Genomic DNA, 11,527 nt, shown 5'->3' with positions numbered 1-11,527 from the left:
TAATGCGATTTGCGGCGAAAGACAAATTTCAACTTATTTCAAGAATCCCCGCGTCCCCAACCAATGCGCCGCGTGATCGGGCCAGCTGGAAATCTGCGAATCCTTTTGCGGCCGCAGACCATAACCATGGCCACCGTTGCCGTAGACATGCAGTTCGGCGGGAATGCCGTGCTTCTTCAAGCCCGCGTAAAACAGCACGGCACCGAGCGACGACGAGCGGTCGTCGTCCGTATGCACGATGTAGGTCGGCGGGCAACTCTTCGGCGGTTCGATGCCTTCGACCAGCGCATCGGTCTTGGCGTCGTACATATTCCAGGGATAAATGAGAATGCTGAAGTCGGGACGGCACGACGTATCATCGACGATATCGATCCGTTCGTACGATCGCTTTTTGCCGTCGTTCGTCAGTAATCGCGCAGCCACCTGGCCGCCGGCAGAAAAGCCAACCAGGCCGATGCGGTTCGGCTGCAGACCATATTGCTCGGCCTGCGCTCGAATCAGCGATAGCGCTCGCTCGGCATCTTGGAGCGGCTTGGGCCAGCCCGGCGTTTTCGGATCAGCCGTTGTGCGATAGCTCAGCACAAACGCGGTGACGCCGTGCTGGTTGAGCCAATCGGCTGCTTCGGTTCCTTCGAGATCGGGAACGACGCGGCTGAAACCGCCGCCGGGAAGAATGACCACGCCCGTGCCATTCGGCTTTGCCGCTTTGTGAACCGTCATCGTGGGTCGAGTCACATTGCTCACGCGCGTGATCGGCGGGTTTTCGCCAGGCCGAGCTGGCAGAGTTTCGCCGGTCAATCGCGTTGTCTCTCCGGGCGCAAGATCGGGCCAGACGTCGAGCGGCTCAACTGCTGCGGCGATTCGGCCCGCGGCAACCAATAACGCCAAACCAAGGATAAAAAGGCTGCGAAACATCGGCATTTTCCTGGGCAAAAGGCGAAGGGAGAGTGGGTGCTGCGCTTGCCGCGGTTCGCCAGCCTAAGGTATTCTGGAGGGACGCGGAACAAGGGACGTTGCCGCCGATTATTCGCTCAGAGCCAGGCGAGAGAAGGACCACATGATGAGTTTTCGCCGTCTACTTGGAACGCTCGCGTTCGCGGGTGTTCTCGCTGTCTCGATCCAGCTGGCCACCGCCGCCGATCCTCCAGCGACCACGCCGCAAAATTCCGAAGCGCAAATCGCGTCTCTCATCGAACAACTGGGCAACGACGACTTCGCCGTTCGGCAAAAGGCGCAGACGCAGCTTAGCCGGATGGGTCTCGAAGCCTTTGACGCGCTGGTCGCGGCATCGCAACATCACGGCATCGTCGAAGTGAAAATGCGAGCCGGCTATCTGGTTCGCGGCATGACGGTCCGTTGGTTCGACGAATCTGATCCGCCCGAAGTGGCCCGGCTTCTCAAGTCGTATGGCTCGCAGGACGATAAGGAACGCCGCAGCCGAATCGACCGCTTGGCCAACATGACCGACGATCCGAGCGTCAAAGCTCTTTGCCGTTTGGCCCGCTACGAAGTGAATCCGGTTCTCTCGAAGCATGCCGCGCTCTCGATCATGCAGCGCGATGAACCAAAAACGGCCAAGCTGCGTGAGCAACTCGCCGAGTTGATCCGGAAGGCAATCAAGGACAGCAAACGCCCCGCCATTGCCTGGCTGCAGCTTTATTCTCGCACGTTGTATGATCGTGCGGCGACCAGCGACGAATGGAATGCCATGCTCCGTGCCGAGCGCGAGTTGCTCGCACTCTATCCCGAGCTGACCGAGAAACAGGTCGTGCGCGATTTGTATCGCTGGCAGGTAAAATCGCTGCAGCAACTCAATCGCGAGACCGAAGTTATCGCGCTCATGCGGCAGTCGATCGATCTGTTGGAAGGCGAAACGCCAGCGGTCACTGAATTCGTCGATTGGCTAGTCCATCGCCAGGCTTGGCAGGTGGTGATCGAAGTCGGCAGCAAGTTTCCGCACCTCGTGCGCGAAGATCCAGTGCTGTTGTACCTGCAGGCTTACGCCCACGAATCGCTGAAGCAATCGCAACAGGCCAAGGAACTGGCCGCGGCTGCGCTGGAGCTTCGCGCCGACAATCTGGAAGAGCATCTGCTTGTGGCCCGCAAGCTCTTCGATAATTGGGGGCTGTCGAATTATTCAGAGCCCGAGTATCGCGCGGTGATGAAGAAAGCCGCCGCTGGTTCCTATGCCGATTTCAAGGCCCGTTTTGAACTCTCCGAACAGTTGCACGATCGCGACGAGGAACTGGCGGCCGCCGATTGCTTGAAGCCGGCGATTGATTTGATGTTTCCCGATGGCGACGAAGAAAAGGGTGAAATCGCCCGTGAAACAGCCCGCCGAGCGCTGCGACTCCCCGAAGGGGCTCGTTCGCGGATGCACTATTTCTATTCGCGTCACTACAACCAGCAGAAAGACATCGTCAAGGAAAAGAAATCGCTCGGCGAGGCGCTGGCTGCCGATCCGAGCGACGCCGATGTGCTGATTGCCCGGTTCCGGTTGACGAATCTGAACGCTGATGAGCGCACCGAGATCAATCAACAAATCGACGACACCGCGGCCAAGTTCCGTGAGGAAGTGAACGAATGCCGCGAAGCAGTCGAAGAAGCCACCGATGAGCAAGAGCGGGCCAGCTTTAACTATCAACTGGCCATCGCCTGCAATCAGTACGCGTGGTTGGTGAGCAACACTCGCGGCGACTTCGACGAGTCACTCAAGTGGAGCCTGCGATCGGTCGAGATCCGCACCGAGGAAGGCGGCTACTGGGATACGCTCGGGCGCTGCTACTACGCCAAGGGTGATTTGGAGAATGCCGTCAAGACTCAGACCAACGCGGTGAAGCTGCAGCCCCACTCCGGCCAGATTCGCCGGCAACTCACGTTCTTTGAAAAAGCGCTGGCCGATTCCAAAGCAGCCAAACCGTAACCGATGAGCGCTGCCGTTCCTGAGTCTGAAATTGCCGCAGCAGAATTCGTTGTTGCGCCGATTCCTTACGACACCTTCGAAGCCAAACAGCGGCGAGACCTGCAGCTGCATGTTTTTCTGCTGATATCGTCAGCTGCCGTAGTCGCGCTCGCTGCCACGATGACTATTCACGAGGCTAAGGAAGTTCGACTTCCGGGGCTGGCCGTGTCGCTGCCGGAGTTGTGCTACTTTCGTGCTGGCACGGGCATCGATTGTCCCGGCTGCGGTTTGACCCGCAGCTTCATCGCGTTCGCTCATGGGCGGTTGCTGCGCTCTTGGCTCTACAATCCTGCCGGCGCTCTCTTCTTTCCGGTGGTGGTTTTTCAGATTCCTTACCGCGCGGCGCAGCTCTTGCGTATCAGGCGTGGCTTGCCATCCTGGAATCTCGGCAATGTCGCTTACGGCATGTTTGCCGGGCTGCTTCTCACGCTGTTTGTGCAGTGGGTGGCCAAATTTCTGTCATAGTGTCGAATCCCCGAGCAAGTGAAATCATGAGTAATCCTCCTGCTGGCAAAAAAGTCGCCGTCGCCGACACCCATTTGAATGTCATCGAACAAGGGAAAGGTCGGCCGCTGCTCTTGGTGCATGGCTTTCCGCTCGATCACTCGATGTGGGCGGGGCAGATCAGTGAGCTGTCGAGCGATTTCCGCGTGATCGCGCCCGACCTGCGCGGCCTGGGCCTGAGCGAAGTCACCACCGGCACCGTGACGATGCAGCGCTATGCCGATGACCTGGCCGAACTGCTCACGGCGCTCGACGTGAAAGAGCCAGTGATCTTCTGCGGGCTGTCGATGGGTGGCTATATCGCTTGGCAGTTCGTAGCTCGCCACCGCGCAAAGCTCGCGGCCCTGATTGTCGCCGATTCGCGGGCTGTAGCCGACGCTGAAAAAGCGGCAGCGGGGCGCAAGGAGACAGCTGACAAAGTGGAGAAAGAAGGTACCAAAGTCGTTGCCGATGCCATGTTGCCCAAATTGTTCCCGGCGCGGGAAATCGAACGCGGTGCCGCTTTCGTCAAAGCCACCGAAGCCGTAATGCTGGCCTCGCCGCCGGCGGGGGTGGCTGCCGCGCTCCGCGGAATGGCAGCACGGCCCGATTTCACCAGTGAGCTGCCCAAGATCGATATCCCCACGCTCATCATCTGCGGCGAGGAAGACGCCATCGCCCCGGCTGCAGAAATGAAAGGTATCGCCGAAGCCATTCCTGGCGGCAAGTTCGTGAACATCGCCGGCGCCGGTCACATGTCGCCGCTCGAGAAGCCCGCCGAGTTCAACGCGGCGATTCGGTCGTTTCTGAAGTCTTAAGATCGGTCCGCCAACGCTCGAATCGATACCACCCCAGCACGCTGCACCCGAGCAGCAGCGTGCAAAACTCTCGCGAGCCATCCGCGCTCGCGGCCGCGAGAAAAGCGGCCATCAGTAGCGCCGCCGCCAGCAACCCCACCCGCGCTCCCAGCGCGAGCGCCATCGCAATCAGTAAAACTGCCGCGCCTACGCCGGTTAGCGGATGCGCGGCCAACAGTACTCCGCAAACGGTCGTGTACTTGAGCAAATCGCTGACGGTGTAGCGGATTTGCGGGGCAGCGATGGTGGCGGCAGGAGCATTCATAGAAAAGGAACCGTAGCCGGAGTCTCCGTTTAACAATTTATTTTCCGCCAGTGATCTGTTAGGAATGGCTGCGGTTTCAGCTCTCGAAACCTCGCTCTCCTCGGAATGGCCCTCATGATTTACCCGCTGCGTCTCTGGTTTGGCGTTCGCGAACCCGTCGGACAAGCCGCGTACGCTGTTTCCGGCTTTGGGCTGGCGATCTTCAAGTACGTCGTCGAAGCAGCACTGATCTGGATCATGGTCGGCCACGTTTTCCTGCCGCATGACTTTCTGAATCCAGTCCTGAGCATGCGCACGCAACTGCTGGTGGGCAGCCCGCCATGGGTTGGTTGGTTTTTGTTCGCCTGGTCATTGCCGTTTTTGTGGATCGCCATTTCGATGAGCGTCCGCCGCGCAGCCGATGCTCATCTTTCACCGTGGTTCGGCCTGACGGTGATCCTGCCGCTGGTGAACCTGGTCTGGATGGTGGTGATGTGTTTCGTGCCGCACTCAAAGCTGGCCGAATGGAAGCCGACACGCGAGGCGGAGAATCAAACAGGCCAGGCCAAGGATGCAGTAATCGCGCTCGCGGCCAGCCTGATCGCCGGCGGCAGCATGCTGGCGATCAGCGCTTACGGCCTCGCTTCTTATGGCGGATCGCTCTTCATCGGCACGCCGCTGCTGATGGGCATGTTGGCCGCGTTCTTGTTCAACCAGCGTCAGCCGCGCGGCTATTGGCCCTCGATCGGAATCGGCCTCGCTGCCGTATGTTGCGGCGCGCTGGCGATGCTCCTCTTTGCACTCGAAGGACTGATTTGCATCGCCATGGCGCTGCCGATTCTCGCGCCGCTCGGTTTGCTTGGCGGATTACTCGGAAAAATGATCGCCGATACCACGCGCCGGCCAGTACGTGAGCTGATGTGCGTCGTGCTGATCCTGCCAGGACTGGCTTGGATCGAATCGCGTCTGGCGCCGTCACCGGAATTCGAAGTTCGCTCTGCCGTCGAGATCGACGCGCCGCCTGACGTTGTTTGGCGACACGTCATTGAATTTCCCGAGCTGCCGCCGCCCACCGAGTGGTACTTTCGCGCCGGCATCGCCTGTCCGCAGCGAGCCCGCATCGTCGGCGAAGGAGTCGGCGCGGTTCGGCATTGCGAGTTCACGACTGGCGCGTTCGTCGAACCGATCACCGTTTGGGAGCCCGGCCGGCGGCTGGCATTCGATGTCGTCGAGCAGCCCGAACCGATGTTCGAACTCACGCCTTACCGGCACGTTCATCCACCGCACCTCGAAGGCGCCTTGCGAAGCAACCGCGGCGAGTTTCGCCTAATCGAACTACCGAATGGCAGAACTCGACTCGAGGGGAGCACCTGGTATCAGATCGACATGCTGCCGCAATCGTATTGGACGCTGTGGTCGAACGATTTAATTCACCGGATCCATCTGCGGGTGCTTGAGCATGTGAAGCGACATGCTGAACTGGACCATACGCCGCTGGCGACGGAGTAATGCCAAAGCCGGTGAATCCCTGCTGCAGGAGCAGGGGCGATTGGTAACAGACAACTACGGCAGTTCGAAGACGCTTTGCGTTTTCACAATTGCGTAGTCGTCGGGGAACGTGTGAAAGGCCTGCACCATCAGGCTGCGGCTGCGCGTTTCGGCGTGGATGAAGCTAACCGCACCCAAAGCCATGCGGCCGCTGGAATCGAAGACGTGCAGCAAGCCGTTGTGCTTGGTTTCGCCGTTGAGCTCGGATTGGAACGACCAGAAAACTTCCGGTGCAACCGGCTCGAGCTGATAGTTCATCTGATAGACAATGCCGCCGCGGCATTCGACGCGATCGTTCCGCTCGCCCTTCAGGCGATAGGAAAGGAGCCGCCGCTTTTCCGGCAGCGGATGCTGCGCCGAGCAGGCCACTTCGGTGAGCGTAAGTCCCCGGTAACGCCAGGTGATGACGTGTCCTGCGCTGGTGATGTCGATCTGCGCGCGATAATCGCCGCGTTCGACGGTCTTCGTCGCGAACACTTTGAAGAGCTCGGGATGGAGCGCGCGGCCGAAAAGTTGAAAGGACAATTCGGCGACTTTGGGTCTTACGGAGAGCACGGTGTGCGTTTCCTGCAACTTGGATCGCGGCTCGGTGTGAGTCGCGACGTGTGGCATTATACGTTCGAGTTCGCGGCCTCACAAAGCCACTTTCTAAACGTTCGCGGTCGTCCGCGAAATGTCTCTTGACAGTTCTACTTCAGCTACTTCCGTTCGCCTCCATCACGACGTCAGCAGCACTAAGATGTCGTAGATCGCGTGCGCGCCAACCACGATTCCAAAACCGCGCAGCACGAACAAGCAACCAAAAAACAAACCAGCGGCGATACGAAATAAACAACTGAACCAGCCGAATGTGTCGCCATATTGCGGCCCGATCGTCCAGCCGAACAAACTTAGTTCAAAGCGGTAATGCACCGCGGCGAATAGCACGCTCGAAATGCCGACGGCGGTGAGCAAGCTGCCGCGGCGATTCAGGCCCGCTTGTTTCGCCGCAATCGCCAGGCCGGAAAGCAGAATCAAGCGGAAGAGCAGCTCTTCGTAAAATCCAGCGCCGAGATAGCCGATGAACTTCGACCACGTCGAGCGCTCAGTGTTCGTCGCGACCGCAGCGAGAACATCCTGCGCGCTCGCTTCGAAAAATCTCCCCATCAGCCGCGCGAGAACCAGCAGCGCCACGCCAAACGTGAGCGCTTCGAGCCACATCACGCCCAGCACGCGGCGGCGAATGGTCCAGGGATCGTGACGCAGGTGATGCCACGCGAGCAACACGCCGCAGACGAGCAGCGGCAACAAAAAATACTGACCGAAACCGAGCAGTCGCAAGAACTGCCGGCCCCAGACATCGGCTGCGTTGCGTAACGAATCGGGACCGAGCGTCAGCACACCGAGTTCATACGTCAGCAGAATCGGCGCGATGAACACCAGCGACATAAGCGGCCGGCGCGAAAGCTCCCAGTAGCTTTCTGGTCGCGACGCCGGTTCTGGCGAGGTGCGGTGCGTCTTTAAAGTCGCATCCGCACCAACTCGTTGCTCGGAATCCGTTCGAGTCATTCGTTTTGCACTTACGGCTTCAGCCCAGGCACAATGGCATTGGTGGGCCGCCGCAGCGTGTTGTCGTGCGAAAGCACCTTCTGATTGCCGACGAAGTACGTGTTGTTGTCTGCCACAATCAGATTGAATGTCGGCGCGGCTTTTACTTCGCTCACCTCCGACACACGCACCGGGCCGCTGGCCGCATGCAGCACCATGCCGGTCTGCAGATTGCGCGACTTCACCCAGCCGTTGCCGGAAACCCACAAAGGATGCCCGCTGCTGCATTCGATGAATTCGTCGCCCGCTTTGATCCGGATGATCGGCCCTGGAGGACGAGTGGTCGTGCGCACCACCGCTTTGTAGGAGAGTTCGCCGGTCTCAATATCGCGCGACAAAACCATATCGCCAGCGAGCATGCTCTCGATCGCAACCGTACCGCGATCGGTCCAAACTGGTGTACCAGCAACCAGGCAATCGCTGGGGGCGGGAGTGTAAATGCTCGGCCGCAGAACTTCCACGCTGAGGAGCACCATATTGCTTGGCTTCGGCGGGATCAGAGTCTTCGGATCGATCTCGACGATATCCACGCTGCGGGACCGGCTCACCGTGTAATTCTGCTTCGAGCCTGGCATGAAGACTTCATTTTCGTCGGCCCACCATTTCCACCACTTGTCTGGCTCAGCGGGCAACTTGGCATCGGTGGCAGTGTTCAGCACCCAGGAGAGCCGGTCATTCAACTCCGCTGTGTACTGATTTTGAGCGGCCACACCTTCTTCCATCTGCGCATCGCGCGCGGCTCGATTGAGCGACAGCAATTGATTGCCGTTCGGCGCCGTGTTGTTGGGACCGATCCGGCGATACGACGTATTAAGCACCAGCACTTCGTTGTGATCGGCCCCTTCACGCATGAAGGCGTGGCGATAACCGATTTGACCATTCGGCAGAGCGAACTCGGAGATTCGCGAAACGACCGGCGAGTACATCGCCGAGAGGAGCAGCGGCACGAAGTCTTCGCGATCGCGCGACGTCAGCAACTTGGCTGCCGTCTGTCGCACGAGCAGCGATGGCGACATCACCGCATGCCGAGCCAGGGCAACCGTCGCGTCGGTTTCATCGATCTTCGAAGCAACTTCAACGACGAGCAATTCTTCATCCTCGCCGCGGCGTCCTACCAGTTGCTGCAACGTTGGCAGCGCGCTGGCGTCGCGAATTTCTTTGATTTGCAGAACCGCTGCGACCCGTTTTTGAGCATCGGGTGACGCAAGCTGAGCCGCGAGCTTAGTGACGATCGGATTCCAATGAGTGGCCGCCTTTTGCTGAGCTGCCTCGCGGTTCTGCGCGAAAGCAATGTCGGCCTTGCTGACCCAATCGCGACCGACGCGGACAAAGCCTAGGCGTTGCCGAGCCGTGATGTTGTCGGGAGACAACTCGCAGACACGCATCAGGTGGATGCGTTCGCGCTCCTTCAAGCCTTTGCGTGCGCACCAATCGGCCATTTCGATCTGGCCTGCCGCCGTGTTGGCCGCCGCGGCTCGCAGCTTTCCATACAGCGCGAGCAATTCCTGATGCTCTTTGTCGGTTGGTTCACCACCGACAACCCACTCTCCATTCGTGCCGCGCAGATAGCCCTGGTGCCAGCGCGCTGCCGAGTTATCCGGCGCGGCATCGATGGCCGAACTCAACAGCGAATCGCGATCTGCGAGCAAACCGTAGACTTCGCGCTGCAATGCTTCGCGAACCGCTTCTTCGGCTTTGCTCGCGCCAACGGCTTCAGCCGCCCGTACTTCGCCTGCTACGAAGACTGACGAAGCAAGAAACAAAATTGGAACTAACCCGCCCAGCTGCCCTAAGCGTGTCTTCATCACCCGCCTCCTGATCACAAGCCCCTGTCCCAAGAGTCTGCTGCAGCGGATGAAAGGTAGTGGCCTCACCTTGGCCGCAGCAACGGTCAGCATACGCTATCTAGTATCGACTGCAATCTGCTTTTAATCAGATCAAAACAATCGCATGTGTTCGTGAAGTAATCGCTGCCGCTATTGCTCTGGCTTCAAGCCCGGCACGACAACATTGGTAGGCCGGCGCACGGTGTTGTCGTGCGACAGCAACTTGTGCTCGCCGACGAAGTACGTGTGAAAATCTGCGACCACCAAGTTGTATGTTTCGGCCACAATGCCCGGCTGGGCAGCAGTCAAGTTCACGGGGTTCGTCGCTGTGTGGAGCACATCACTCGCCTGCAATTCTTTTGTACGCACCCAGCCTGTGCCTGAAACCCAAAACAAGTGACCGCCGGTCGCTTGAATCTTTTCCGCGCCAACCATTAGTTCCGTAAGCTGTCGTTTTTCACGCACGGTGGTGAGGAGCACCGGCTTGTATGCAAGCTCACCACTCTCGACATCGCGTGACAGCACTAAGTCGCCAATTTTCAAACGTTCGACAGCAACCGGCCCTTGATCGGTCCAAATCGGCGTGCCGGCATTGAGGCAAGAAGTCTTACGCGGCCACTTAAAATCGGTCCAATCTTCCCGCCGATTGTACTGGTAATACGAATACATGCCCTTTCCGTCCGGCAAGGTCCATTCATTCAGATCGAGCCACCACTTCCACCATACGTCCGGCTGCGCAGCGAACTTTTCGCCGGTGGACTTGGTGAGCGCATCCGCGATACGGCGGTTTCTTTCGTCAGTCAGGCGGTTCTTTTCAGCGACAGCGACCTCGGTGCGCGCGTTATCAACTTCGATTAAATTTTCCATGCGATGCTGATTGAAGAACACCGGAGCGAGGTTGCGTGAAGGTCCTAAGTACTGCCCCGCCGGGATATTCATTCTGAACGAAGTATCAGTAACCAGCAGTTCGTGATGATCCATACCTTCGCGCCAATAAGCCTTGCGCATTACCGTCTGCCCGTTCGGTAATACCTGGGCCTCAAACTGCGTGGAGATCGGCGAATACATCGCCGAAATCATCAGGGGCACGTAATCGGTCATCTCGCGCGGCTGCAGAAGTTCGGCTGCCGTCTCGCGCACTTTGAGTGAAGTCGACTCGGCCGCCAACCAGGCCAATAGTTCCGTCGACGAGACATCGGGCAGTTTCTTGCACACAGCAAGAATCAGTAACTGCTCGTCTTCACCGCGTGAGCCCAACGCATCGAACAAAGCAGGCAGCGCACTCGTGTCGTTAATCGCCAAAATCTGGTTGACGGCAGCCTGACGCTTTTCTTCCGTGAGCGAGGTCAACTGAGGTGCGATCTTCGCGATGATCGGAGACCAACGCTCATAGTTTGCCTTGAGTTCTCGCCTCCGCGCTTGTTCGCGAGCGACCGCTTGACGCTCAACCCACTGATTGCCAACTCGCACCTGATCGAGCCGTTGTCGTAATCCAGCTTGGTTAGCATTGAGGGCCAAGGAACGGAGCAAATGCGCTCGCTCCTGCTGCTTCAAGCCGTTCTTATCACACTAATCGGCGAGCAACTTGTGACTCGCCGCGTCGTCGGCTTTCGTGCTGCGGAGCGCGGCGTACTCGCGATAGAGTTGCCCCTCGCGCGCCGTTGGCTTGGCGTCGGCCGCTTTCCAATTGCCATCGGCACCTTGCACGCGACCCAGATACCACTGCGGCAGTTGTGCGCCAGCTTCATCATTGGCCGCAGCCTGCAGCAGTTTCTCGCGATCCTCACTCAAGCCATAGACTTCTCGCTGCAGCGCCTCGCGAACTCTTTCCTGAGTGAGCTTGGAACCCCGATTGGCCGGTGGCGGCTCGACGCCGCGAAGCGTGGCGTCTGCGGCCAGCAGGAATAGAGTTCCGGCCACGAACACGCGAGGAATGAAGCGTAGGTCCATTTTTGGCTCCGGTGCGATTGAGCAGCCCCACTCATTAACTCACCGGCAGGTAGTTACTATTGATCGTACC

General features: G+C 58.9%; 11 protein-coding genes. 4 read left to right on the top strand and 7 right to left on the bottom strand.

Features of this window, described 5'->3' with window-relative positions:
- Window positions 1–33: 33 nt before the first annotated feature.
- Window positions 34–915, bottom strand: a complete 882-nt coding sequence (locus tag M9Q49_RS10440) for an alpha/beta hydrolase (protein WP_254508684.1) — start codon at window positions 913–915, stop codon at window positions 34–36.
- A gap of 145 nt (window positions 916–1,060) precedes the next feature.
- Here M9Q49_RS10440 and M9Q49_RS10435 point away from each other — a divergent pair, with 145 nt between their 5' ends.
- Genes M9Q49_RS10435 through M9Q49_RS10425 form a run of 3 tightly spaced genes read left to right on the top strand, consistent with a single transcriptional unit; the run spans window position 1,061 to window position 4,263 of the window.
- Window positions 1,061–2,923, top strand: a complete 1,863-nt coding sequence (locus M9Q49_RS10435; RefSeq protein WP_254508683.1) for a hypothetical protein — start codon at window positions 1,061–1,063, stop codon at window positions 2,921–2,923.
- A gap of 3 nt (window positions 2,924–2,926) precedes the next feature.
- Window positions 2,927–3,427, top strand: coding sequence for a DUF2752 domain-containing protein (locus tag M9Q49_RS10430; protein WP_254508682.1), 501 nt, complete (start codon window positions 2,927–2,929; stop codon window positions 3,425–3,427).
- A gap of 26 nt (window positions 3,428–3,453) precedes the next feature.
- Window positions 3,454–4,263, top strand: coding sequence for an alpha/beta fold hydrolase (locus tag M9Q49_RS10425; RefSeq protein ID WP_254508681.1), 810 nt, complete (start codon window positions 3,454–3,456; stop codon window positions 4,261–4,263).
- Here M9Q49_RS10425 and M9Q49_RS10420 read toward each other — a convergent pair.
- A complete protein-coding gene (locus tag M9Q49_RS10420) occupies window positions 4,229–4,567 on the bottom strand; it encodes a hypothetical protein (RefSeq protein ID WP_254508680.1) in 339 nt (112 codons plus the stop codon). The genes M9Q49_RS10425 and M9Q49_RS10420 overlap by 35 nt on opposite strands.
- 114 nt (window positions 4,568–4,681) lie before the next feature.
- Here M9Q49_RS10420 and M9Q49_RS10415 point away from each other — a divergent pair, with 114 nt between their 5' ends.
- Window positions 4,682–6,055, top strand: coding sequence for an SRPBCC family protein (locus M9Q49_RS10415; RefSeq protein WP_254508679.1), 1,374 nt, complete (start codon window positions 4,682–4,684; stop codon window positions 6,053–6,055).
- Between the two features lie 54 nt (window positions 6,056–6,109).
- On the opposite strand, the gene M9Q49_RS10410 is transcribed toward M9Q49_RS10415, so the two are convergent.
- The 5 genes from M9Q49_RS10410 to M9Q49_RS10390 form a co-directional block, all read right to left on the bottom strand.
- A complete protein-coding gene (locus M9Q49_RS10410) occupies window positions 6,110–6,619 on the bottom strand; it encodes a DUF2617 family protein (protein ID WP_254508678.1) in 510 nt (169 codons plus the stop codon).
- A gap of 192 nt (window positions 6,620–6,811) precedes the next feature.
- Complete coding sequence (locus M9Q49_RS10405) at window positions 6,812–7,522, bottom strand: CPBP family intramembrane glutamic endopeptidase (protein WP_254508677.1); 711 nt, start codon at window positions 7,520–7,522, stop codon at window positions 6,812–6,814.
- Window positions 7,523–7,653: 131 nt separating this feature from the next.
- Window positions 7,654–9,486 (bottom strand): polymorphic toxin-type HINT domain-containing protein, encoded by a 1,833-nt coding sequence (locus tag M9Q49_RS10400; protein ID WP_254508676.1) that lies wholly within the window; start codon window positions 9,484–9,486, stop codon window positions 7,654–7,656.
- 171 nt (window positions 9,487–9,657) lie between these two features.
- Entirely contained in the window at window positions 9,658–10,608 is a 951-nt protein-coding gene (locus M9Q49_RS10395) for a polymorphic toxin-type HINT domain-containing protein (protein ID WP_254508675.1), read from the bottom strand.
- Window positions 10,609–11,076: 468 nt separating this feature from the next.
- Window positions 11,077–11,457 (bottom strand): hypothetical protein, encoded by a 381-nt coding sequence (locus tag M9Q49_RS10390; protein WP_254508674.1) that lies wholly within the window; start codon window positions 11,455–11,457, stop codon window positions 11,077–11,079.
- Between the last annotated feature and the right edge of the window lie 70 nt (window positions 11,458–11,527).

It is taken from the genome of Anatilimnocola floriformis (assembly GCF_024256385.1).
Lineage (GTDB): Bacteria > Planctomycetota > Planctomycetia > Pirellulales > Pirellulaceae > Anatilimnocola > Anatilimnocola floriformis.
The sequence above is the reverse complement of the archived record's forward strand: the minus strand, read 5'-3'. Positions and strand labels throughout refer to the sequence as shown.

Coding starts and splice junctions, on each gene's coding strand:
- M9Q49_RS10440 (WP_254508684.1), bottom strand. CDS start 915: ATGTTTCGCAGCCTTTTTATCCTTGGTTTGGCGTTATTGGTTGCCGCG.
- M9Q49_RS10435 (WP_254508683.1), top strand. CDS start 1,061: ATGAGTTTTCGCCGTCTACTTGGAACGCTCGCGTTCGCGGGTGTTCTC.
- M9Q49_RS10430 (WP_254508682.1), top strand. CDS start 2,927: ATGAGCGCTGCCGTTCCTGAGTCTGAAATTGCCGCAGCAGAATTCGTT.
- M9Q49_RS10425 (WP_254508681.1), top strand. CDS start 3,454: ATGAGTAATCCTCCTGCTGGCAAAAAAGTCGCCGTCGCCGACACCCAT.
- M9Q49_RS10420 (WP_254508680.1), bottom strand. CDS start 4,567: ATGAATGCTCCTGCCGCCACCATCGCTGCCCCGCAAATCCGCTACACC.
- M9Q49_RS10415 (WP_254508679.1), top strand. CDS start 4,682: ATGATTTACCCGCTGCGTCTCTGGTTTGGCGTTCGCGAACCCGTCGGA.
- M9Q49_RS10405 (WP_254508677.1), bottom strand. CDS start 7,522: ATGTCGCTGGTGTTCATCGCGCCGATTCTGCTGACGTATGAACTCGGT.
- M9Q49_RS10400 (WP_254508676.1), bottom strand. CDS start 9,486: ATGAAGACACGCTTAGGGCAGCTGGGCGGGTTAGTTCCAATTTTGTTT.
- M9Q49_RS10395 (WP_254508675.1), bottom strand. CDS start 10,608: ATGACCGATTACGTGCCCCTGATGATTTCGGCGATGTATTCGCCGATC.
- M9Q49_RS10390 (WP_254508674.1), bottom strand. CDS start 11,457: ATGGACCTACGCTTCATTCCTCGCGTGTTCGTGGCCGGAACTCTATTC.